The organism is Xanthomonas rydalmerensis (assembly GCF_033170385.1).
GTDB lineage: Bacteria > Pseudomonadota > Gammaproteobacteria > Xanthomonadales > Xanthomonadaceae > Xanthomonas_A > Xanthomonas_A rydalmerensis.
Genome location: NZ_CP126170.1, coordinates 1,586,493 through 1,607,842 on the forward strand (window position 1 = coordinate 1,586,493; position 21,350 = coordinate 1,607,842).

The 21,350-nt window shown below is 70.0% G+C and carries 17 protein-coding genes, 1 pseudogene and 1 riboswitch; of the genes and pseudogenes, 6 read left to right on the plus strand and 12 right to left on the minus strand.

What is annotated here, in order from left to right:
* Positions 1 to 74 precede the first annotated feature (74 nt).
* Together QN245_RS06495 and QN245_RS06500 are read left to right on the plus strand one after the other, a co-directional pair.
* Positions 75 to 1,097: a glycosyltransferase family 2 protein gene (locus QN245_RS06495; RefSeq protein WP_317844869.1), complete on the plus strand. Its 1,023-nt coding sequence runs from the start codon at positions 75 to 77 to the stop codon at positions 1,095 to 1,097.
* Positions 1,057 to 1,485: a CBS domain-containing protein gene (locus QN245_RS06500; protein WP_317844870.1), complete on the plus strand. Its 429-nt coding sequence runs from the start codon at positions 1,057 to 1,059 to the stop codon at positions 1,483 to 1,485. The genes QN245_RS06495 and QN245_RS06500 overlap by 41 nt, the downstream gene beginning before the upstream one ends.
* A 141-nt stretch (positions 1,486 to 1,626) precedes the next feature.
* Here the strand turns inward: QN245_RS06500 and QN245_RS06505 are convergent, their stop codons facing one another.
* The 4 genes from QN245_RS06505 to QN245_RS06520 all read right to left on the minus strand — a co-directional run bounded on the left by QN245_RS06505 (position 1,627) and on the right by QN245_RS06520 (position 7,012).
* Positions 1,627 to 3,588, minus strand: coding sequence for an AsmA family protein (locus QN245_RS06505; protein WP_317844871.1), 1,962 nt, complete (start codon positions 3,586 to 3,588; stop codon positions 1,627 to 1,629).
* Positions 3,589 to 3,641: 53 nt separating this feature from the next.
* On the minus strand, positions 3,642 to 4,313 hold the full coding sequence (trhA, locus tag QN245_RS06510; RefSeq protein ID WP_160965524.1) for a PAQR family membrane homeostasis protein TrhA: 672 nt from the start codon (positions 4,311 to 4,313) through the stop codon (positions 3,642 to 3,644).
* A 109-nt stretch (positions 4,314 to 4,422) separates the two neighbouring features.
* A complete protein-coding gene (locus tag QN245_RS06515; RefSeq protein WP_160965522.1) occupies positions 4,423 to 6,027 on the minus strand; it encodes a peptide chain release factor 3 in 1,605 nt (534 codons plus the stop codon).
* A 154-nt stretch (positions 6,028 to 6,181) separates the two neighbouring features.
* Positions 6,182 to 7,012, minus strand: coding sequence for a M23 family metallopeptidase (locus tag QN245_RS06520; protein ID WP_425612917.1), 831 nt, complete (start codon positions 7,010 to 7,012; stop codon positions 6,182 to 6,184).
* 148 nt (positions 7,013 to 7,160) lie between these two features.
* Positions 7,161 to 7,279, plus strand: a riboswitch (SAM riboswitch).
* A 70-nt stretch (positions 7,280 to 7,349) separates the two neighbouring features.
* Here QN245_RS06520 and metX point away from each other — a divergent pair.
* Genes metX through QN245_RS06535 form a run of 3 tightly spaced genes read left to right on the plus strand, consistent with a single transcriptional unit; the run spans position 7,350 to position 10,683 of the window.
* Entirely contained in the window at positions 7,350 to 8,387 is a 1,038-nt protein-coding gene (gene metX, locus QN245_RS06525; protein ID WP_184446884.1) for a homoserine O-succinyltransferase MetX, read from the plus strand.
* Positions 8,384 to 9,601 carry an O-succinylhomoserine (thiol)-lyase gene (locus QN245_RS06530; protein ID WP_160965516.1) on the plus strand — a complete coding sequence of 406 codons (1,218 nt, stop codon included), beginning with the start codon at positions 8,384 to 8,386 and terminating at the stop codon, positions 9,599 to 9,601. The genes metX and QN245_RS06530 overlap by 4 nt, the downstream gene beginning before the upstream one ends.
* 32 nt (positions 9,602 to 9,633) lie before the next feature.
* Positions 9,634 to 10,683 (plus strand): homoserine dehydrogenase, encoded by a 1,050-nt coding sequence (locus tag QN245_RS06535; RefSeq protein ID WP_425612947.1) that lies wholly within the window; start codon positions 9,634 to 9,636, stop codon positions 10,681 to 10,683.
* Between the two features lie 133 nt (positions 10,684 to 10,816).
* Here QN245_RS06535 and QN245_RS06540 read toward each other — a convergent pair whose 3' ends face one another.
* The 5 genes and pseudogenes from QN245_RS06540 to QN245_RS06560 form a co-directional block, all read right to left on the minus strand.
* Positions 10,817 to 12,061, minus strand: coding sequence for a glycoside hydrolase family 18 protein (locus QN245_RS06540; protein WP_317845318.1), 1,245 nt, complete (start codon positions 12,059 to 12,061; stop codon positions 10,817 to 10,819).
* 393 nt (positions 12,062 to 12,454) lie between these two features.
* Positions 12,455 to 12,868 (minus strand): annotated as a pseudogene (locus QN245_RS06545) (Ig-like domain-containing protein); the annotation flags it as partial.
* A 444-nt stretch (positions 12,869 to 13,312) separates the two neighbouring features.
* The gene (locus QN245_RS06550) at positions 13,313 to 14,323 is read right to left on the minus strand and encodes an alpha/beta fold hydrolase (protein WP_317844873.1); all 1,011 of its coding nucleotides are present in this window, start codon (positions 14,321 to 14,323) and stop codon (positions 13,313 to 13,315) included.
* 68 nt (positions 14,324 to 14,391) lie between these two features.
* Positions 14,392 to 17,397: a ligand-binding sensor domain-containing diguanylate cyclase gene (locus QN245_RS06555; RefSeq protein ID WP_317844874.1), complete on the minus strand. Its 3,006-nt coding sequence runs from the start codon at positions 17,395 to 17,397 to the stop codon at positions 14,392 to 14,394.
* Positions 17,398 to 17,592: 195 nt separating this feature from the next.
* Positions 17,593 to 18,975: an L-serine ammonia-lyase gene (locus QN245_RS06560; protein ID WP_048490425.1), complete on the minus strand. Its 1,383-nt coding sequence runs from the start codon at positions 18,973 to 18,975 to the stop codon at positions 17,593 to 17,595.
* A gap of 86 nt (positions 18,976 to 19,061) precedes the next feature.
* On the opposite strand from QN245_RS06560, the gene QN245_RS06565 reads away from it, so the two are divergent.
* Complete coding sequence (locus tag QN245_RS06565; RefSeq protein ID WP_317844875.1) at positions 19,062 to 19,301, plus strand: glutaredoxin family protein; 240 nt, start codon at positions 19,062 to 19,064, stop codon at positions 19,299 to 19,301.
* 76 nt (positions 19,302 to 19,377) lie between these two features.
* Here QN245_RS06565 and QN245_RS06570 read toward each other — a convergent pair whose 3' ends face one another.
* From QN245_RS06570 to QN245_RS06580, 3 genes are read right to left on the minus strand one after another with little or no spacing between them, the layout of a single operon-like run.
* On the minus strand, positions 19,378 to 19,947 hold the full coding sequence (locus QN245_RS06570) for a YceI family protein (protein ID WP_317844876.1): 570 nt from the start codon (positions 19,945 to 19,947) through the stop codon (positions 19,378 to 19,380).
* A gap of 12 nt (positions 19,948 to 19,959) precedes the next feature.
* Positions 19,960 to 20,526, minus strand: coding sequence for a cytochrome b (locus QN245_RS06575; protein WP_317844877.1), 567 nt, complete (start codon positions 20,524 to 20,526; stop codon positions 19,960 to 19,962).
* Complete coding sequence (locus tag QN245_RS06580; protein WP_317844878.1) at positions 20,523 to 21,188, minus strand: YceI family protein; 666 nt, start codon at positions 21,186 to 21,188, stop codon at positions 20,523 to 20,525. Before QN245_RS06580 ends, QN245_RS06575 begins: the two co-directional genes overlap by 4 nt.
* Positions 21,189 to 21,350: the final 162 nt, after the last annotated feature.

The window sequence follows — 21,350 nt, forward strand, 5'->3', positions numbered from 1 at the left end:
GAGTGGACTCTGGATCTTGTCGGGTACGGCGCCCGCCGCTGGTGAACGCGCAGGCGGCTCCGTACCATCCGCCGATGGAATCCGAACGCCTCACCGTCGTCGTCACTGCGTTCAACGAGGCGCAGACCCTGCCGCTGTTGCATCCGCGCATCCTCGCCGCGCTCGATGACGTGCCGGGGCTGGTGGGGCGCGTGCTGTACGTGGACGACGGCAGCCGCGATGCCACCTGGGAGACGATCCAGGCGCTGGCCGCGTCCGATCCGCGGGTCGGGGCGTTGCGCCTGTCGCGCAATTTCGGCAAGGAACTGGCGCTGACCGCGGGGCTGGACTGCGTCGATCGCGGCGCGGCGATGCTGCTGGACGCTGACGGCCAGGATCCGCCGGAACTGATCGGGCAGTTCGTGGCGCACTGGCGCGACGGCTACGACGACATCTACGGCACGCGCCTGGTGCGCGAAGGCGAGGGCTGGCTCAAGCGCGGCACCGCGGCGCTGTTCTACCGGGTGATCGGGCGTCTGTCGAAGACGCCGATCCCCGCCGATACCGGCGATTTCCGCCTGCTGTCGCCGCGCGCGCTGGCCGCACTGCGGCAGTTGCGCGAGCGCCACCGCTTCATGAAGGGATTGTTCGGCTGGATCGGCTTCCGCCGTCTGGCGGTACCGTACAAACGCGCGCCGCGGCTGGCCGGGCGCAGCAAGTTCAGCCTGTGGCGGCTGTGGAACTTCGCCCTGGACGGCATCACCGGCTTCTCCACTGCGCCGCTGCGGGTGGCCACTTACCTGGGGCTGGCGACGGCGGTCGGCGCCTTCGTGTTCGCGATCTGGGTGGTGGTCAAGGCGGCGCTGTGGGGCGACCCGGTGGCGGGCTGGCCGACGATGATGGCGGTCATCCTGTTCCTGGGCGGCGTGCAACTGATCGCGCTGGGCCTGATCGGCGAATACCTGGGCCGGCTGTACGAGGAATCCAAACAACGTCCGCTGTATCTGGTGGAGACCTGGCGTGCACCGGGCGAAGGAGTATGCTCGGCCGGGCGATCCAGCGAACCGGGAGGCAGCGATGCGGACGGTACGGCAGGTCTTGAGCGAAAAGGGCAATGAGATCCACGCGGTCGCGCCGGACACGGCGGTGATCGAGGCGCTGCGGCTGATGGCGGCCAAGGGCATCGGCGCAGTGTTGGTGATGCAGGACGGACAGCTGTCCGGCATCCTGTCCGAGCGCGATTACGCACGCAAGGTGGTCCTGCAGGACCGCTCCTCGGCGACCACGCCGGTGCGCGACATCATGAGCAGCCGGGTGCACACCGTGGACCCGGCGCAGAGCGTGCAGCAGTGCATGGAACTGATGACCGGGCAACGCATCCGCCATCTGCCGGTGGTGGACGCCGGCGCCGTGATCGGCGTGATCTCGATCGGCGACCTGGTCAAGGCGGTGATCGAGGAGCAGCGCGAGGAACTGGATCAGTTGCAGGAGTACATTCGGAGCTGAGATTCGGGAGTGGGGATTGGGGATTCGCAAGAGCGGCGGTGGTGTATGTGGCAGGTTCGCCGAGCCCGTCATGCATCTGCATTTGGCCGGCTCAGGTCGCCGCTTTTGCGAATCCCCAATCCCTAATCTCCAATCCCGCGGCTACTTGTCGCCGCACTGAATATCCTTGCCCGGCCCGGTCTCGATGGTCGCGAGCAGGGCGGCCGGCGGGGCGATGCTGCCCAGGGCCACGGCGATCGCGCCGCGCACGCCCAGGGCCTTGAAGTCGGGGCGGAAGCTCGGGTCCTTGAAGGTGCCACCGACGCGCAGCGGCGAACGCAGGGCGAGGATGCTGTGGTCCTTGGGCTTCGCCTTCAGCAGCAGGTCCAGGCGCTCCTGGCCCAGGTCGATGGTGCCGCTGCCGACCAGCAAGGTGTCGGTGCTGTCGAAGGCCAGCGCGCGCGAGGTCATCACCCCGTGCTGCACGCCGAAGTCGCCGAACGCGCAGCGCACCGGGATCTCGCGGTCCTTGGTCACCAGGTACTTCAGCGACTCGGCGATATCCAGGCCGGCCAGTTCCATCACCAGGTTGCTGATGCGGCCTTTGCCCATGCCGACGGCGACGCTGCCGTCGGCGCTGCCCAGCATCTGCGCGATCGAGTTGCCGCTGCCGGCCAGCGCGACCTCGCCGCCGATCGCGCCGGCGGCCTCCTTGGCCAGCTTGCCGTCGGGGAACAACTTGCCCAGCTGGATGCCGCGGATCGACAGCTGCGCGCGGGTGAACAGGGTGGGCTTGCGCGCATCCATGCGGATGTCCGAGCGGATGTCGCCGCCGGCCACGCCGAAGTTCAGCGGTTGCAGCAGCAGGACGCCGTCGTCGAGCTTCAGATGCGCGTCCATGTCCTCCAGCGGCAGCGACGGCGCGTTGATGCGCTGCGCCTTCCAGCGCACGTCGGCATCCATCGCGCGCAGCTTGCCGAGGTCGTACGGGGTGGACGGCAGCACCTTGTCGGTAGCGGCGAGCTTGGCTGCCTGCGCCTTCTGCTCGGCATTGGCGGTCTCGCCGGCGCCGGTGCGCGGCGGCGCGCCGACGAAGCCGGCCAGATCGTCGAAATCCAGCCGTTGCGAGCGCAGGTCGGCGCGCAGGAACGGGCGCTGCCCGGCGGTGTCGATCTGCACGGTGCCGGCCAGGTCGCTGTCGCCGGCACGGCCACGGAAATCCTGGTAGCGCCAGCGATCGCCGTCGCGCTGCAGACGTCCGTCCAGTTGGTAGGGAGGGGTGGAAGGGATGGCGATGCCCAGCAGCGGATACAGGTGGGCCATGTCGGTGCCGGCCAGTTGCAGTTGCAGGTCGAAGACGCGCAACTGGAACGGGTTGGTCAGGGTGCCGCGCATGTGCGCACGCGTGCTGCCGGCGCTGCCGCGCAGATCGACGCGGAACGGATGGTCGCTCTCGCTCAGTTCCAACGGTGAGGCGGTATTGCCCTTCAGGGTGAAGGGATTGCCACGCCAGCGGCCGTCGCCGCTGACCGTGATCGGCGGCGCCGCATCGCCACGGCGGCGCTGCCCGACCTGGCTGTCGACGGCGATGTCGATCTCGGTGCGCCCGGCCGGGTCCTGGAAACGAAGATGTCCCTGCTGCACCAGCAAGGCGCCCAGGACCACTGGCCTGCCGCCGTCGTCGGACTGGTCGAAGGCCCAGTTGCCCGGCTGCCCGGCAAGCCCGGTCTCTAGCAGCAGGTCGGGTTTGGTCAGGCGGATCTCGGGGATGCGCACGCGGCCGCGCAGCAGCGGCCACAGCGCGATATCCAGTTCGGCGCGGTCGGCGCTGGCCATCTGCGGCTGCTTCGACCAGTCGGCGTTGGCGAAGCGCAGGCGATCGCCGCGCACGGTGATGATGCGGCCCAGATCCACGTCCAGGTTGCCGTCGATATGGAAGGCGCGGCCGGTGCGCGCCTGTACCGCGCGTTCCACCGGCGCCTTGAACCAGTTCCAGTCGAAGATCAGGATGATGACGAGCAGGAGCAGCACCAGCGCGCCGAGCACGAACGGCCAGCGCCGCAGGCGGCCGTCGTTGCGCCGCCAGGGCCAGGAGCGGGATGCGGAAGCGGGGTCTTGAGCCATGCGGCCATCCTAGGCAGCCGCCGTGCACGGGGCGCGAAAGCGATCGGGTCGCTTCAGAGCACCTGGCTGGTCACCGCCACGAAGTGGCAGACGCTGCCGGCGAGCACGAACAAATGCCAGATGGCGTGGAAGTAGCGCACGGTATCGCGCTGGTAGAAGTAGGTGCCCAGGGTGTAGAACAGGCCGCCAGCCAGTAGCCAGCACAGGGTGGGAACATCGACCGAGCGCAGCAGTGGCTCGATCGCCACGACGATCAGCCAACCCATGGCGAGGTAGAGGATGGTCGACAGCAGGCGGAAGCGGCCGGTAAAGAAGAGCTTGAACACCACCCCGGCCACGGCGATGGTCCAGATCGCGGCGAACAGGCCCCAGCCCCAGGGGCCGCGCAGGCCGATCAGGGTGAACGGAGTGTAGGTGCCGGCGATCAGCACGTAGATCGCGCAATGGTCCAGTACCTGCAGCCGCGCTTTGGCGCCCGGATGCGGGATGGCGTGGTACAGCGTGGAGGCGGTGTACAGCAACAGCAAAGCGACCCCGAACACGATCGCACCGGCCAGCTGCCAGCCATCGCCGTAGATCGCGGCGAGGGTGATCAGCACCGAGCTGCCGGCCAGTGCGGCGATCGCGCCGAGGCCGTGGGTCAGCGCGCTGGCCAGTTCGTCGCGCCAGTCGGTGGAAGGCGGCGCGTCGGCGTTCGAGTAGGCGGGCGAACGGTCTGCATCCATGGGACCGCAAGGTACCGCAATTGCGAGCGGTTCGCATCCGCTGTGGCGCCAGCGGGTGGCGCCGGTTGGGCGTGCGCTCAGCCGGCGCGCGCCCACGCTCGGCGCAGGCTCAGTCCACCGCGACGCTGTACGCGTGTTCGCGGGTGGCGGCGAAACGCACGTCCGGCGCGCGTTCCTGCGCCAGTTGCAGGTTGACCCGGGTCGGCGCCAGGTAGACCAGTTCGCCGGCGGCATCGATGCCCAGGTTCATCGCGTTCTTCTCGCGGAACTCTTCCAGCTTCTTGGGGTTGTCGCAGTGCACCCAGCGTGCGGTGACCACGCCGACCGGCTCGAAGCTGGCGTCCACGCCGTATTCGTCCTTCAGCCGGTAGGCGACCACGTCGAACTGCAGGGTACCGACCGCGCCCAGGATCAGGTCGTTGCTCATCAGCGGACGGAAGAACTGGGTGGCGCCTTCCTCGGACAGCTGCGCCAGACCCTTCTGCAGCTGCTTGAGCTTGAGCGGGTCGCGCAGGCGCGCGCGGCGGAACAGTTCCGGGGCGAAGTTGGGGATGCCGGTGAACGACAGCGACTCGCCCTCGGTGAAGGTGTCGCCGATGGAAATGGTGCCGTGGTTGTGGATGCCGATGACGTCGCCGGGGTAGGCCTCGGCGGCGATCTCGCGGTCGCTGGCCATGAAGGTCAGCGCGTTGGCCAGCTTGACCTCCTTGCCGGTACGCACGTGCAGGGTCTTCATGCCGGCGGCGAAGCGGCCCGAGCAGATGCGCATGAAGGCGACGCGGTCGCGGTGCTGCGGGTCCATGTTGGCCTGGATCTTGAACACGAAGCCGGTCAGCTTGTCCTCGCCGGCCTGCACCTGGCGGCCGGTGGTGGCGCGCGCCTGCGGCGGCGGCGCGTGCTCGGCGAAGAAGTCCAGCAGCGGCTGCACGCCGAAGTTGTTCACGCCGGAGCCGAAGAACACCGGGGTCTGCTTGCCGGCGCGGTAGGCGTCCAGGTCGAAGGCGTGGCTGGCGCCCTGCACCAACTCCAGTTCGTCGCGCAGGTCGGCCAGCATCTGCGCGCCGATCTTCTCGGCCAGGCCGGGCGCGTCCAGCGACGGGAAGATGGTCGAATCCTGGCGGGTGAAGTTGCGGCCGGGCTCGTACAGGTGCACCTCGCCGGTGACCAGGTGCACCACGCCCTTGAGGCGCTGGCCCATGCCAATCGGCCAGGTCACCGGCGCGCATTCGATGCCCAGCACCGTCTCCACCTCGTCGAGCAGATCGATCGGGTCCTTGCCCTCGCGGTCGAGCTTGTTGATGAAGGTCATGATCGGCGTGTCGCGCAGCCGGCAGACTTCCATCAGCTTGATGGTGCGCTCCTCCACGCCCTTGGCCACGTCGATCACCATCAGCGCCGAGTCCACCGCGGTGAGCACACGGTAGGTGTCCTCGCCGAAGTCGGCGTGGCCGGGGGTGTCGAGCAGGTTGATGATCTTGCCTTCGTACGGGAACTGCATCACCGACGAGGTCACCGAGATGCCGCGCTCCTTTTCCAGCGCCATCCAGTCCGAGGTGGCGTGGCGCGCGGCCTTGCGGCCCTTCACCGAGCCGGCCATCTGGATCGCCCCGCCGAACAGCAGCAGCTTTTCGGTCAGCGTGGTCTTGCCGGCGTCGGGGTGGGAAATGATGGCGAAGGTGCGGCGGCGCGCAGCTTCGGTGGCGACTTCGGACATGGGCGGCACGCCCGCAAAGGGCGTCATCGGCAAAGGAGGAAGCCGGCGATTATAGCGGGCTTCCCGCAAGGCCCGTTCAGTTCGGCAGCCAGGGATGCGGGCGCTTGCTGGACTGGCGATGCGCGGTGAGCGAACTCGGCGAGTAGGGACGTGCTCAGAGCGGATCGGGATGGGCGAAGCGCAGCTCGCCCAGCGGGCCGGCCATCCGGAACGGCACCGATTCCAGGCGCAGGCCGCGGTTGAGCTGGAGTGCGAAGTGCAGGTGCGGGCCGCTGCTGAGGCCGGTGTTGCCGGACAGGCCGAGGCGTTCGCCGCGCCGCACGGCCTGGCCGACCCGTACCTGCACGCCGCCGGCGGCCAGGTGCGCGTAGATCGCCATGCTGCCGTCGGCGTGCAGCACCCGCACCAGGTTGGCGGCCTGGCCCAGGCGCGGGTCGGTGCCGGACTCGCGGAAGTCGTCGCGGACCTCCATCACCACGCCCTCGCGTGCGGCCAGCACCGGCGTGCCTTCGGCCAGGGCGAAATCCAGCGCATAGGCGTTGGCCGGATCGCGATGGCTGAAGGCGCCGCCGAAGCCCTGGTCGATGCGCACCGGGCGATCGGCGAAGGGCAGGGCATACACCACCGCGTCGGCATGGGCGCGCGGCGAACCGGGCACGGCTTCGATGCGCAGTCGGGCAGCATCGCCACCGGTCTCGGCCAGGTCGCCGGGCGGATACAGGCGGGCGACCACGCGGCGTTCGCCAGCGGCCAGCTCCACGGTCAGCGGCAGCGTAGGCACGGCGGTGAAGCCGGCGCTGTCGCCCAGCAGGCGGATCTGCACCGGGCCGCCGAGTGGGTTGCCCAGCGCGACCTCGCGCAGGCCGCTGTCGCGGGCGGTCACCTCCAGCCATGCGGGTGCCGCTTGCGCCACCGGCCGCGGCGCATTCCAGCGCAGCAGCGGCTGCGCGGACGCGGCGGTCGCCGCCGCCAGCGACAGGACCACGGCAAGCCAGCGGCGGGGACGGCGTCGGCGCACGGAGAAGAGGCGTGATGGGGGAAGCGGAGTATGGCCGAGGCCAAGGATCGAAAAATCATATCGCTTCATCCGAATAAAGAGATTGACATGACCGAAAATCGCTGGCATCGTGGCTCCACCATCGAGACCGGCGGAGGGACAGGCCCTTTGATGCCGGGGCAGCCAGCGGACGCGCAAGCGACCGTGTAGGTGCCAAATCCTGCGGGGACCACCGCGTCCGCCGAAAGATGGTTCGATCCATGCCCTCTGCATGGCGAACGCGAGCTCCGCGAAGCTCGATGGCCGTTCCTCTCCGGATACCGCCATGCGCCTCGTGAACTCACCTGATCGCCCCACCTCCGCCATTCCGTCCCACGACCGCATTGCCGCGCCGGCCGACGGCGTGCACGCGATGCGTGGCGAGATCGCGGTCGCGCTGCCGCTGCGTCATGCCGGCGTGCAGCTGCTGCGCCTGCGCTACGAGTTGAGCGGTCCCGTGGACGCGCCGGTGGTGTTCGTCGCCGGCGGCATCTCCGCGCACCGTCACCTCGCCGCCAACGCCAGCTTTTCCGAGAAAGGCTGGGCCGAAGGCCTGGTCGGGCCGGGGCGGGCGCTGGATCCCACCCAGCGGCGGCTGCTGGCGTTCGATTTCGTCGGCGCCGACGGCAGCCTGGACGCGCCGATCGACAGCGCCGACCAGGCCGATGCCATCGCCGCGCTGCTGGACACGCTGGACATCGCGCAATTGCACGGCTTCGTCGGCTACTCCTACGGCGCGCTGGTCGGCCTGCAACTGGCGGTGCGGCATCCGCAGCGCCTGCAGAAGCTCATTGCGGTCAGCGGCGCGCACCGCGCGCATCCGTATGCGGCGGCCTGGCGCGCGCTGCAGCGCCGTGCGGTGGCGCTGGGCCAGCTGCAGTGCGCCGAGAGCCACGGGCTGTCGCTGGCGCGGCAGTTCGCGATGCTCAGCTACCGCACCCCCGAGGAATTCGGCGAGCGCTTCGACGCGGCGCCGGAAGTGATCAACGGCCGCGTCCGCGTCGCCGCCGAAGACTACCTGGACGCCGCCGGCGCGCAGTACGTGGCGCGCACCCAGGTCAACGCTTACCTGCGCCTGTCCGAATCCATCGACCTGCACCGCATCGAGCCGGCCGCCGTCGCCGTGCCCACGGTGGTGGTGGCGGTCGAAGGCGACCGCCTGGTGCCGCTGTCGGACCTGGTCACCCTGGTCGAAGGACTCGGCCCGCGCGGCAGCCTGCGCGTGCTGCGCTCGCCCTACGGCCACGATGCCTTCCTGAAAGAAACCGATCGCATCGACGCGATTCTCGCCACCGCCCTTCGCCCCACCGGAGTTGCCGCATGAGCACTGCCCACGACACCGATCTGCCCTGTAGTGCCGCCACCGCCGCCGTCCGCGCCGGCATCGATCGCGATACCGCCTACGGCGCGGTGACGCCGCCGATCGTGCTGTCGTCGAACTTCAGCTTCGACGGCTTCGGCAACAAGCGCCAGTACGACTACACCCGCAGCGGCAACCCCACCCGCGACCTGCTCGGCGAAGCGCTGGCGGAACTGGAGGGCGGCGCCGGCGGCGTGATCACCGCCACCGGCATGGGCGCGATCAACCTGGTGCTCAACGCGCTGCTGCAGCCCGGCGACAAGCTGGTGGTGCCGCACGATGCGTACGGCGGCAGCTGGCGGCTGTTCAACGCGCTGGCCAAGAAGGGCCATTTCGAATTGATCACCGCCGACCTGACCGATCCGCGCTCGCTGGCCGATGCGCTGGCGCAGGCGCCGCGGCTGGTGCTGATCGAGACCCCGTCCAACCCGCTGCTGCGCATCACCGACCTGCGCTTCGTCATCGACGCCGCGCACAAGGCCGGCGCGCTGGCGGTGGTCGACAACACCTTCCTGTCGCCGGCGCTGCAGACCCCGATCGCCTTCGGCGCCGACCTGGTGATCCACTCCACCACCAAGTACGTCAACGGCCACAGCGACGTGGTCGGCGGTGCGGTGATCGCCGCCGATGCCGAACTGCACCAGCAACTGGTGTGGTGGGCCAATGCGCTGGGCCTGACCGGCTCGCCGTTCGATGCGTTCCTGACCCTGCGCGGCCTGCGCACGCTGGATGCGCGCCTGCGTGCGCACCAGGAAAACGCACAGGCGGTGGTGGAACTGCTGACCACGCACGCCGCGGTGCGTCAGGTGTACTACCCCGGCCTGGCCTCGCATCCGGGCCACGCGGTGGCGGCGCGGCAGCAGCGCGGCTTCGGCGCGATGATCAGTTTCGAACTGGCCGGCGGCGAGGCCGAGGTGCGCGCGTTCGTCGACGGCCTGCGCTACTTCACCCTGGCCGAATCGCTGGGCGGCGTGGAGAGCCTGATCGCGCATCCGGCGACCATGACGCATGCGGCGATGACCGCCGAGGCGCGCGCCAAGGCCGGGATTTCCGACGGCCTGCTGCGCTTGTCGGTGGGCATCGAATCCAGCGCGGACCTGGTCGCCGACCTGCAGGCCGGCCTGCAGCGCGCCCAGCACGCCGGCGAGGCGCTGGCACGCAAACGGGTGGACGCGTGAGCAGCGGCCTGGCCGATGCACCGTCGGCGCCGCTGCGCACCACGCCCACCGTGGCAGTTCCGCGGCTGGGTCTGCTCGGTACCGGCACCGTGGGCCGCGCCTTCGTCGCGCGCTACCAGGCGCTGCAGCAGCGCCGGCCCGGCCTGCCGACCTTCGCCTGGCTGGCCAATTCGCGCACCGTCGCCGATTGCGCGCTGACGCCGGCGCAGGCGCTGGCCGCGGCCAATGCCGCCGCGCGCGGCACGCAGGCGGTGACGCTGCCGGACGACCTGGGCAGGGGCGACATCGTGGTCGATGCCACCGCCAGCGAGGCGGTGGCGCAGCGCCATGCCGAGTGGCTGCGGCGTGGCGTGCACGTGGTCACCGCCAACAAGCTCGGCCAGGGCGCCGCGCTGTCGCGTGCCGAACAGATCCATGCCGCGCGGCATGCCGCCAATACCCACTACGGCGACAGCGCCACGGTTGGCGCCGGGCTGCCGTTGCTGAGCAGCCTGCGTGCGCTGGTCGCCGGCGGCGACCATATCCACGCGGTGGAAGGCGTGCTGTCCGGCTCGCTGGCCTGGCTGCTGCATCGCTACGACGGCCGCCGCGCCTTCTCCGACTGCGTGCGCGAGGCGGCGGCCGCCGGCTACACCGAACCCGATCCGCGCGAGGACCTGTCCGGCGAGGACGTGCGGCGCAAGCTGCTGATCCTGGCCCGTGCCGCCGGCCTGCCGTTGCGCGCCGAGCAGGTGCAGGTGGAGTCGTTGGTGCCGGCCGCGCTGGCCGCGGTGCCGTTGTCGCAGCTGGATGCCGCATTGGCGCAACTGGACGCGCCGCTGGCGGCGCGCCTGGCGCAGGCGCAGGCCGAAGGCGCCTGCCTGCGCTTCGTCGGCCGCTTCGATGCGCATGGCGCCTCGGTGGGCCTGCGCGCGCTGCCGTCGACGCATCCGCTGGCCAGCGGCGCCGGCACCGACAACCGCGTCGCCATCCACAGCGACCGTTATCTGCAGCAGCCGCTGCTGATCCAGGGGCCGGGCGCGGGCGCCGACGTCACTGCGGCGGCCTTGCTCGACGACGTGCTGCGGATCGCGGTGCGCTGAGCGACGCACGCGACGCCCGCAACCGTTGCGGGCGTCGCGATTCGGTACCGACGGCCAGCCGGCGCAGTGCCGGCATTGCCAGCACCGCCGATGCCGATGCGGGCAAGCCATGCACTGCGGCTGTCGCCTCAGCTCATTGCAGCCCCTGGCCCATGGTCTTCAGCAATTCGCCCTGGTAGTCGCCGCTGAACTCCCAGAAGAACGCGCCGCCCAGGCCCTGGGTCTTGACGTAATTCATCTTCTCGGTGACCAGCGCCGGATCGTCGTAGCTCCAGAAACTGCTGCCGTCGTACTTCCAGTGCGCATGCGCCTGCGCGTCGACATAGTTGGCGCCGGCGCGGCCGCGCAGCACCTTGTAGTCCTCGATTCCCGCCTCGTAGGTGCCCGGTGCGGCGCTGCCGCTCTGGTACAGGCCGTGGTTGACGTTGGGCACGTTGGTCCAGCCGCGCCCGTAGAAGCCGATGCCGAGGTTGAGCTTAGCGGCGGGCACGCCGCGGTCGAGGAAGGCCTGGATGGCGTCGTTGCTGTTGTAGTAGCGCTGGTCGCCGCTGGACGGATCTGCCGGCGACTCGAACAACGCCGAGTGGTGATTGGTCTGCGGATCCCAGGCGCCATGGAAGTCGTAGGTCATCACGTTGAGGTAGTCCAGGTACGGCGCGTACAGGTTCGGGTCGGTGACGCGGATCTTGTCGATGCCGGCGCCGACCGCCACGGTCAGCAGCAGCCCCGGCCGCACCTGGTCGAGCTGGCGGCGGAATTCGGCCAGCAGCGCGGTGAAGTTCTGCCGGTCCTCGGCGCTGCCGCAGGCGATGCCGCAGGCCACCGGATACTCCCAGTCGATGTCGATGCCGTCGAACACGCCGGCCGCGGCCGCGGTGCCGCCGGCGCCGTCGGTGACCGGCAGGTTGCCGCGGATGTAGGCGTCGATGCACGAGGCGACGAAGGCCTGGCGGTTCTCGGCGCGCGCGGCGCTGGAGAAGCCACGCGACCAGGTCCAGCCGCCCAGCGAGATCAGCACCTTCAGCCCCGGGTGCGCGGCCTTGAGCTTCTTCAACTGGTTCCAGTTGCCGCGCAGCGGCTGGTCCCAGGTGTCGCCCACGCCGTCCATGCTCTGCGCGGCGGAGAACGCCTTGGTGTAGTCGGCGAAGGCGTCGCCGCCGGCGCCGGTGCTGCTGTCGGAGGGTTGGGTGACGCCGACTTCGCAGCGGTTGTTGCGGACGTTGCCGAAGGCGTAGTTGAGGTGGGTCAGGTAGCCGGCCGCGCCGCTGGCCTGGATGTCGCGGACCTGGTAGTTGCGGCCGTAGATGCCCCATTGGGTGAAGTAGCCGATCACGCGCTTGCCGCCGCCGGCGCTGGCGGGCAGGGTGCGTACGCTCAGCGTGGCGCTGTTGGCCGAGACGTTGCCGACATTGTCGCGGGCACGGACCGCGTAGGTGTACGCGGTGTCGGCGGTCAGTGCCGAATCGGTGTAGCCGGTGGTGGTGGACGTGCCCACGCGAGTGCCGTCGCGGACGATGTCGTAGCCGGCCAGGCCGCTGCCGCCGGCATTGTCGGAGGCGGCGGCCCAGGTCAGGGTGATGGCATTGCTGGCGCGCGTGGCCGCGGCCAGGCCGATGGGCACGCTCGGCGCGGTGGTGTCGGTCGACGGTGCCGCGACGGTGATTGCGACCGCGGCCGAGGTGGTGCGGGCGCCGGCGTTGTCGGTCGCCACGGCGGTCAGGCTGTAGCTGCCTGCCGCCGCGCCGCTCCAGGCGAGCGTGTAGGGCGCACCGTTCACGCTGCCCAGCGAGGTGCCGCCGCGGAAGAATTCGACGCGCGCGACGCTGCCGTCCGGATCTCTGGCCGACGCCTGCAGAGTGATGGTGTTGCCGACCACGAAGCGGGTGCCGGTGGCGGGTGCGGTCAGGGCCACGCTCGGTGGCTGGTTGGTGGAATTGCCGTCGCAGCTGCCCAAGTCCTGGTACCAGCCGCAACTGGTGCAGTAGGTCGGCGCGGTGTTCCAGATCGGGCTGTTGGCGCGGTACAGGTGGCCGGCGTAGGTCAGGGTATCGCCGGCGGCGTAGATCGTGGCCGGATTCCAGGCGGCGACGCCGCTACACGCGGCGGCCCAGGTCTGGCCGGGCACGAGGCCGGCCAGGACGAGACAGCAGAACAGCAACCACGATCCAGCGGATTTCGTGTTCATGGTGACGCCTCCGATGCGGTGTGTCGCGCGACTGAGGAGCGGCGGTCGGCCGCTGTCTGGTTCCTTGAATCCGATCACCCGGAGCTTGGGGCGCGTGGCGCCGACGTCGTTAGGCGTTTGTGCGCGGACCGGGCAGGCGCAGGGTTCGCGTCAGGAGACAACGTTGTCAACCGACAATTCCGGTGAATGCGAGACAGATCCAGGATTGCTGCGATGACAACGTTTTCATGGTCGCGCCGGATGCTGCAGCGCAGTGTCGGTGTGTCGAACCCGTCGAGCGAGGGCGTGCAGAGCTGACAAGGCGCGTCGCCGGCCAGGATGTGTGCGGCGCGCTCGCTGCTTGCTGTCGCCGCCAGCTGCCGCGACGAGACTTCCGATTGCGCGGCAAGGCGCGCTCGCGTCGCCGCGCAGGGATCAGTAGTTGGGCTAACGGCGGGTGTGTGTTCAGGGCGCCGTGCCCAGTGCCTCGAGCAAGGCCGCATTGAACCGCTGCGGCGCTTCCACCTGCGGCGAATGGCCGATGTCGTCGAAGGCGACCAGGTGCGCGCCGGGAATCGCCGCGGCCGCGCGCTTGCCCAGCGCCGGATAGTCGCCCAGGGTCGCCGCCAGCGCCGGCGGCGCCAGGTCCTTGCCGATCGCGGTCCGGTCGCGCTGGCCGATGAACAGCGTGGTCGGCACGCGCAGTTGCGCGAAGCGCTGCACCACCGGCTGATTGAACACCATGTCCGAGGTCAGTGCCTGGTTCCAGGCCACGCGGTCGCCGCCGGGGCCGGCGTACAGGCCGGCCTGCATGCTCACCCAGCGGTCGTACTCGGGCTTCCACTGTCCGCCGTAGTAGACGGTCCGCTGGTACTGCTTGATCGAGGCCGCGTCGGTCTTGCGCTCCTTGGCGTACCAGTCGTCGACACTGCGCCAGGGCACGCCGGCGGCCTTCCAGTCCTCCAGCCCGATCGGGTTCACCAGCAGCAGCTGGCTCACGTCCTGCGGATATTGCAGCGCGTAGTGCGCGGCGAGCATGCCGCCCATCGAATGGCCGACGAACGCGGCACGGGTCACGCCGGCCTGTTGCAGCAACGCATGGGTATTGGCCGCCAATTGCGCGAAGGTGAACTGGTAGGCCTGCGGCTTGCTCGACTTGCAGAAGCCGATCTGGTCCGGCGCCAGCACCCGATAGCCCTGTGCGACCAGGGCGGCGATCGTCGATTCCCAGGTCGCCGCGCAGAAATTCTTGCCGTGCAGCAGCACTACCGTGCGGCCGTTCGGCGTGCCGGTCGGGGCCACGTCCATGTACGCCATCTGCAGCGGCTGGCGCTGCGAATCGAAGCGGTACCAATGCACCGGATAGGGATAGGCGAAACCTTCCAGTTGCGCGCCGTAGCGCGGCGGTGCGTCGGTGGCCGCGGAGGCGACGAGCGGCGACAGGGCGAGGGCGGCGAGCAGCAGGCAGTGGCGCATGGCAGCGGGGTGGCAGGCGTGATGGACCACGACCTTAGCCCGGCCTGCGCTTGCGAGGCGTCAACGCCTCACACCGGCGGCAGGCTGCCGCCGTTGTGCACCAGGGTCAGGCAGGCGTGGCGCTGCATCTGCGCCAGCGGCTCCTGCAACGCGGCCAGCACCTGCTCGGCCTGCGCGCCGAGCACCGGCCGGTACGCCGCCCAGCCGTTGCGGCCCTTGGCCTTGGCCTGGTACAGCGCGCGGTCGGCCAGCACCAGCAGTTGTTCCCAGCCGAGCAGGTTGTCCGGGTCGTGCACGAACGGGAATTCGGCCAGCCCGATCGAGCAGGTGACCCGGCCCTGGCGGCCGTGCTCGAGCACGAACGGGTGCGCGGCCACCGAGCGGCACAGCCGTTCGGCAGCCATGGTGAGGTTTTCGCGCGGCGCCGAGCGCAGCACCAGCAGGAATTCTTCGCCGCCCCAGCGCACTACGTAGTCGCTTTCGCGGGTCAGCCGCACCAGCAACTGCGCCATCTGCTGCAGCACGGCATCGCCGGTGTGGTGGCCGCCGCTGTCGTTGATCGACTTGAAATGGTCGATGTCGATCAGCGCGAACAGCATGCCCGAGGACAGCATGTCCTCGTCGTTGGCGGCCATGCGCCGGTACAGCGCGATGTCGCTGGGGATGTGCAGCGACAGGTAGCGGCGGTTGCGCAATTGGGTCAGCTCGTCGGTGAAGCTGGCTTCCTGCAGGCGCTGGTTGGCCGCCTGCAGCGCCTGGGTGCGCTCATGCACCTGGCGTTCCAGGGCGTCGCGCTGGCGCCGGTTGTGCAGCCGCGCCAGGGCCAAGGCGCTCAGCAACAGGGCGAACGCGCCCAGCGCCAGCAACAGCCGGTAGAGCAGCGTTTCCTGGAAGCGCAGTGCGATCCGCAGCGGCAGCCGCGCCGGCGCTGCCGCCCAGACGCCGGCGTTGTTGCTGCCGGTCACCTCGAACACGTAGTCGCCGCCGGGCAGATTGGTGTAGCTGACCGCACGTTGGCGGATGTCGTCGAGAGTGCGCCAGTCGCGGTCGTAACCGAGCAGGCGGTAGCGTAGCTCGACGTTCTGCGGCGCCTGGAACGAGGCGGCGGTGAACTCGAAGTCGAGGTCGCGCGCGCCTTCCGGCAGCGGCGCCGGCAGCGCCTGCGGCGTCAGCCACTGCCCCAGGGCGCGCACCCGCTCCACTACCGGCTGTGGTGCCACCGGATTCTTGACGATGCCGGCGGTGTCCAGTGCGACCACGCCGTCGCGGCTGGGCAGCCACAGCGCGCCGTGCTCGATGAAACCCTTGCCGTTGCCGGCGCCGTTGCAGCACATGCCTTGCACGCCGCCATGGCGCTGCGCGCGCTCGGTCAACATCAGTTCGGCGTTCAGCGGCGCCTGCGGCGATGCCGCGTGGCGCTGCAGGTTGGCCAGGCGCACGCGGTAGACCCCGCGCAGGCCGGCCACCCAGATCGCGCCGTGGCCGTCGTCGGCGATGAAGAACGCGGCGTTGACCGGCAACCCGTCCTGCTCGCCGAATGCATACCAGTGCCTGCCGTCGAACAGCCACAACTGCTCGTTGAGGGTGCCGACCAGCCACTGCCCGCCGGGCAGTTCGTGGATGGCGGTGATGTCGGCGCTGGCCAGCGCCGAGCCCGGCGGGGCCAGCGCGATCAGGCGCTCGCCGCGCAGTTCGTACAGGCCCGACTGCGCGCCGACCAGCAGGCGCCCGTCGCGGGTCTCGTGGACCAGGCGGATGCGCGGATCGCGCAGGCCCTCGGCCGTGCCGTAGCGGCGCAGCCGCGCGCCGTCGGCGCGGAACAGGCCGTCGTCGCTGGCGAACCACAGCCGCTGCGCGCGGTCGCGGGCGATGCCGCTGATCTGCAGGTCGCGCAGCGGGGCCAGCCAGGCGGGCTGACTGAGCCGGCCGTCGCGGAACAGGGCGGCGCCATGGCGGGTGCCGATCCACAGCTGCCCGGGTTCGGCCAGCAAGGTGTAGGGCGCCTCGTTGCGCAACTCCGCCAGACTCACGCGCTGCTGGTAGCGGCTATCGCGCAACTGCGACAGGCCGCTGTCGGTGCCGACCCACAGCGATCCATCCGGATCGCGCGCCAGGGTCCACACCAGCGCGTCGTCCAGCCCTTCGTGGGTGCTGTAGCGACGGGTCCAGCCGTTCCACAGCCGGGTCGCGCCGTTCCAGCTGCTGCCCAGCCACAGGTTGCGTTCGCGGTCCTCGAAGATGGCGTTGACGCCGATGTTCGGCTTGCTCTCCGGGTTGCGTTCGACGATGGCGCCATCGCGCACGCGCAGCAGCGCGCCGGGCAGCCCCACCCACAGGTTGTGGTCGCTGTCCTCGAACAAGGCCTGCACTGCGCGCCGGCTCAGGTCGGCGGCATCGGGCAGCCATTGCCAGCGTCCGTCGCGGCGCACCAGCAGGCCGTCGCGGGTGCCGGCCCAGATCGTGCCTTGCGCCTCCAGCAGGTGCTGCACCGGCGTGGCGCCGGCCTCTTGCGGTAACGGCAGCGACACCGGCGCGTCCTGGCCGGCGACGAAGCGCAGTACCGCGCCGCGCGTGCCCACCCACAGCGCGTCGGCGCGCGGCAACAGCGTGTAGGCGCCGCCGGCGATGCGGTAGCGCAGTTGCAGGCGATCGCCCTGTACGGCGTACACGCCATCCTGCGCGGCGACCAGCACGGTGCCGCGCGCGTCGGTGGCGATCGCCTCGATGTTGAGCAGCGGCGCCTGCGGATCCTGCGGCAGCAGCGTGGTAAAGCGACCGTCGCGGTAGCGGGACAGGCCGCGGTAGGTGCCGATCCACAGCGTGCCGGCGGCATCCACGTGCAGCGCCTTGATCAGGTTGCCGGGCAGGTGCGCCGGCGCGCCCTCGTTGAACGAGGTCATGCGCACACCGTCGAAGCGGGTCAGTCCGCCCATCGTGCCAATCCACAGATAGCCCTGATGGTCCTGCGCGAACGCCTGCACGCTCAGCTGCGGCAGGCCCTGGTCCAGGCCCCAGCCTTCGCGTTCGTAGTGATTGAACTGCTTGTCCGGTTGCAGGGCCCGCGCCTGCGGCACACACGCGCTCCACGCTGTCGAGAGCATGGCCAGCTGTAGCGCCAGCAGGCGCCAGGAGGCGTATGGGAACCGCAAGAGCATGCCAATGCCGGATCGGCTGACGTCTCTTGCGTTAGCGGCACCGCCGCGCGGATCTTTATCCGCGCAGCGGCGGGGACGCTGGCGATCGCGAGGGCCAGCGTCCATTGGGATGGTTCAGCACTCGATGACGTTCACCGCCAGCCCGCCGCGGCTGGTTTCCTTGTACTTGTCCTGCATGTCGCGGCCAGTGTCGCGCATGGTGCGGATCACCTTGTCCAGCGACACCTTGTGCTTGCCGTCGCCGCGCATCGCCATGCGGCTGGCGTTGATCGCCTTGACCGCGCCCATCGCGTTGCGCTCGATGCAGGGAATCTGCACCAGGCCGCCGATCGGATCGCAGGTCAGGCCGAGGTTGTGCTCCATGCCGATCTCGGCCGCGTTCTCGATCTGCCCCGGCTTGCCGCCGAGCGCGGCGACCAGGCCGCCGGCGGCCATCGAGCAGGCCACGCCGACCTCGCCCTGGCAACCGACCTCGGCGCCGGAGATGGAGGCGTTTTCCTTGTACAGGATGCCGATCGCCGCGGCGGTGAGCAGGAAGTCGAACACGCGCTGTTCGTCGGCGCCGGGGCAGAACCGGTCGAAGTAGTGCAGTACCGCCGGGATGATGCCGGCCGCGCCGTTGGTGGGCGCGGTGACCACGCGGCCGCCGGCGGCGTTCTCTTCGTTGACCGCCAGCGCGTACAGGTTGACCCAGTCCAGCGTGGTCAGCGGATCGCGCATCGCCGCTTCCGGCTTGGACGACAGCTCGCGGTACAGCGCCGGCGCGCGCCGCGACACGTGCAGGCCGCCGGGCAGGGTGCCTTCCTCGCGGATACCGCGCGTCACGCAGGCCTGCATCGCGCCCCAGATCTCGCGCAGACCGGCGCGGATCTCGTCCTCGCTGCGCCAGCACTTCTCGTTCTCGAACATCAGCGCGGCGATGCTCAGGCCGCTGCGCGCGGCCTGCGCCAGCAGTTCGTCGCCGCTCTTGAACGGGTACGGCAGTGGCGTCTCGTCGGCCACGATGCGGTCGTCGGCAGCATCGTCCTGGTTGACCACGAAACCGCCGCCGACCGAGTAGTAGTCGCGCGTGGCGATGACTTCGTCGTTGGCGGCGTAGGCGGTGAAGCGCATGCCGTTGGTGTGGTACGGCAGCTTCTGCCGCTTGTTCATCGCCAGGTCGCGCTTTTCGTCGAAGGCGATCTCGTGCTGGCCGAGCAGGTTGATGCGCTTGCTGCCGCGGATGCGCTCCAGCGCGCCAGGGATGATGTCCGGGTCGATCAGGTTCGGGCGCTGGCCTTCCAGGCCCAGCAGCACCGCCTTGTCGGTGCCGTGGCCGCGCCCGGTCAGGGCCAGCGAGCCGAACACTTCGGCGCGCACGCGCACCACGTCCTGCAGACGGCCCTGGTCGAACAGCCATCGGTGCACGAAGCGCTCGGCGGCGCGCATCGGTCCCACGGTGTGCGAGGAACTCGGCCCGATGCCGATCTTGAACAGGTCGAAGGTACTGACAGCCATGCGCGTGCCGAAGGGGTGGCGAAAGACCGTCTATTCTATGCTTCCGGCGCGCGGCACAGGTCCGCAGCGCAGCATTGGACGCGAGCATGTCCCTGACCCTATACCAGCGCGACGACTGCCATCTGTGCGACCAGGCCCTGCAGGTGCTGGCGCAGGCGCGCGTGGCCGAGCCGCACAGCGTGTTCATCGACGACGACGCGGCGCTGGAGGCGCGCTACGGCGTGCGCGTGCCAGTGCTGCGTGCCGCCGACGGGCGCGAACTGGATTGGCCATTCGATACCGCCGGCGTGCGCGCCTGGCTGGCGGCCTCGGCCGAACGCGCCTGAGCCGCGCATAAAAAAAGCGGCGGACCCGACGAGGAAATCCGCCGCTCAGCGGCCGCGCGCCGCGGCCTGTGGCGAATCACTTCGCCTTGAACACCACCTTGGTGCTGATCGCGGTTTCGTTGGGGATGGTCTTGGTGTCGGACCAGTCGCCGCCGCCCACGCCGAAGTCCAGGCGCTTGACCGTGGCCTTGCCGGCCAGCACCGGCTGCGCGCCCGGGGTCCAGGTGAAGGTCAGGGTGACCGGCTTGGACACGCCGCGCAGCTCCAGGGTGCCGTCGGCGGCGAACTGATTGTTGCCCAGCGCGCGGAACTTGTCGGCGCGGTAGTGCGCGGTGGCGAACTTGGCGACGTCGAAGAAGTCCGCGCCCTGCAGGGTGGAGTCGCGGTCGGTGTTGCCGCTCTTGGCGCCGGCCAGCGGGATGGTCACGTCGAGCTTGGCGCCGGCCAGGTTGGCCGGGTCGAAGCTGAGCTTTGTGTCGAAGCCGGGGAACTGGCCGGTGAACACTTCGCCGTCGTACTTGCTGGCGAACACCAGGGTGGAGCCGGGGGCCTGCACATAGTCGGCGGCCCGCACCGCGGGGGCAGCGGCGAGCAGGGCCACCAGACTGGCGGCGACGGCGGCGGGGGACGCGAAACGGGTCGACATCGAAACAGCTCCTCAGGATTTGGGGGTGAGCCAACCGCGCGGCAGCATCCGCGCCAGGGTGGCATCGCGTTGGAACAGGTGGTGGTAGAAGGCGGCGCCGGCATGCGCCAGGACCACCGCGATCAGCAGCCAGAAGCCCCACTCGTGCACCGCGTGCGACAGGTCGCGCAGGTGTTCGTTCGGGGCGCTGAGCTTGGGCACCGCGACCAGGCCGAACCAGCGGAGCGGGCGCAGGCCGCTGCTGGAGTCGTACAGCCAGCCGGACAGCGGGATGGCGAAGATCATCACGTACAGCAGCACGTGGGTGGCGCTGGCGATGCGTTCCTGCCAGCCGGGCGTGCCCGGCACCGGCTTGGGCGCGCCGGCGTACAGGCGCCAGCCCAGCCGCACGATCACCAGCGCCAGCACGGTCAGGCCCAGCGACTTGTGCGCGGTGTAGACCCAGAAATACTTGGGCGTCTTCGGCAACTCGCCCATGGTCAGGCCGACCACGCCAAGCAGCAGGATCAGCGCGGCAATCAGCCAGTGCAGGGTCTGGCTGACGCTGCCCCAGCGTTCGGGAGTGTTGCGCGCGCTCATGGCGTGCCGTCCTGCGCTGCCGGCGTGCGGGTGTCGGTGGGGGCGGTTGGCGTGGTACTCGGCGCCGGATCCGGCTCGGCCTTGGCGCCGCCTTCGCGGGTGGCTTCGGCCTCGATGCGCAGCTCCACCGTGCCGCCGATCACCGACGGCCAGGCACTGATGCCGAAGTCGGCGCGCTGCAGCGTGGTGGTGGCGGAGAAGCCGGCGGTGCGGCGGAATGGCGGCAACGGATGGCGCTTCACTGCGTTCAGGGTCACGTCCAGGGTCACCTCGCGGGTGACGCCATGCAGCGTCAGCTGCCCGATCACCTTGGCGTGCTGCGCATCGATCGGCTCGACGCGGGTGGAGATGAACTGCGCCTCCGGGTAGTGCTCGCCGTCGAGCAGGTTGTGCGCCAGCGCGGCGCGGTTCCACTTCTCGTCGCCCAGGTCCAGCCGCTGCAACGGCACCCGCGCCTGCAGCCGCGCGCTGCGCCAGTCGTCCGGATCGAACACCAGGGTGCCGGTGCTGCCGGACACGGTGCCCAGCGCCTTGGAGAACCCGGCGTGCTCGATCGCGAACAGCACCCGCGTGTGCACCGGGTCCAGCGCGTACTGCGCCGGCGCGGCGAGGGCGGCGCCCGGCAAGGCCAGCAGGAGGGCCACGAGAGAGGGTTTGAGCATGGAGCGGGGCCGCGCTGGGAGGTCGCCGGATTCTAGTCACAGTCCGGGCCGGCTGCGTACCTGCGCCGCGTAACGGTTCGTTGCACGCTGCGACAGGTGTGATTTTTAGGCCGCCGCGGGGTATAAGAACGCTGCCGCGGCGAGCGGCACACGGAGCGGGCG

Excerpts from the sequence above, each read along its gene's own strand:
- QN245_RS06495 (WP_317844869.1), top strand. The coding sequence starts at position 75 with ATGGAATCCGAACGCCTCACCGTCGTCGTCACTGCGTTCAACGAGGCG.
- QN245_RS06500 (WP_317844870.1), top strand. The coding sequence starts at position 1,057 with ATGCGGACGGTACGGCAGGTCTTGAGCGAAAAGGGCAATGAGATCCAC.
- QN245_RS06505 (WP_317844871.1), bottom strand. The coding sequence starts at position 3,588 with ATGGCTCAAGACCCCGCTTCCGCATCCCGCTCCTGGCCCTGGCGGCGC.
- trhA (WP_160965524.1), bottom strand. The coding sequence starts at position 4,313 with ATGGATGCAGACCGTTCGCCCGCCTACTCGAACGCCGACGCGCCGCCT.
- QN245_RS06515 (WP_160965522.1), bottom strand. The coding sequence starts at position 6,027 with ATGTCCGAAGTCGCCACCGAAGCTGCGCGCCGCCGCACCTTCGCCATC.
- metX (WP_184446884.1), top strand. The coding sequence starts at position 7,350 with ATGCGCCTCGTGAACTCACCTGATCGCCCCACCTCCGCCATTCCGTCC.
- QN245_RS06530 (WP_160965516.1), top strand. The coding sequence starts at position 8,384 with ATGAGCACTGCCCACGACACCGATCTGCCCTGTAGTGCCGCCACCGCC.
- QN245_RS06550 (WP_317844873.1), bottom strand. The coding sequence starts at position 14,323 with ATGCGCCACTGCCTGCTGCTCGCCGCCCTCGCCCTGTCGCCGCTCGTC.
- QN245_RS06560 (WP_048490425.1), bottom strand. The coding sequence starts at position 18,975 with ATGGCTGTCAGTACCTTCGACCTGTTCAAGATCGGCATCGGGCCGAGT.
- QN245_RS06565 (WP_317844875.1), top strand. The coding sequence starts at position 19,062 with ATGTCCCTGACCCTATACCAGCGCGACGACTGCCATCTGTGCGACCAG.
- QN245_RS06570 (WP_317844876.1), bottom strand. The coding sequence starts at position 19,947 with ATGTCGACCCGTTTCGCGTCCCCCGCCGCCGTCGCCGCCAGTCTGGTG.
- QN245_RS06575 (WP_317844877.1), bottom strand. The coding sequence starts at position 20,526 with ATGAGCGCGCGCAACACTCCCGAACGCTGGGGCAGCGTCAGCCAGACC.
- QN245_RS06580 (WP_317844878.1), bottom strand. The coding sequence starts at position 21,188 with ATGCTCAAACCCTCTCTCGTGGCCCTCCTGCTGGCCTTGCCGGGCGCC.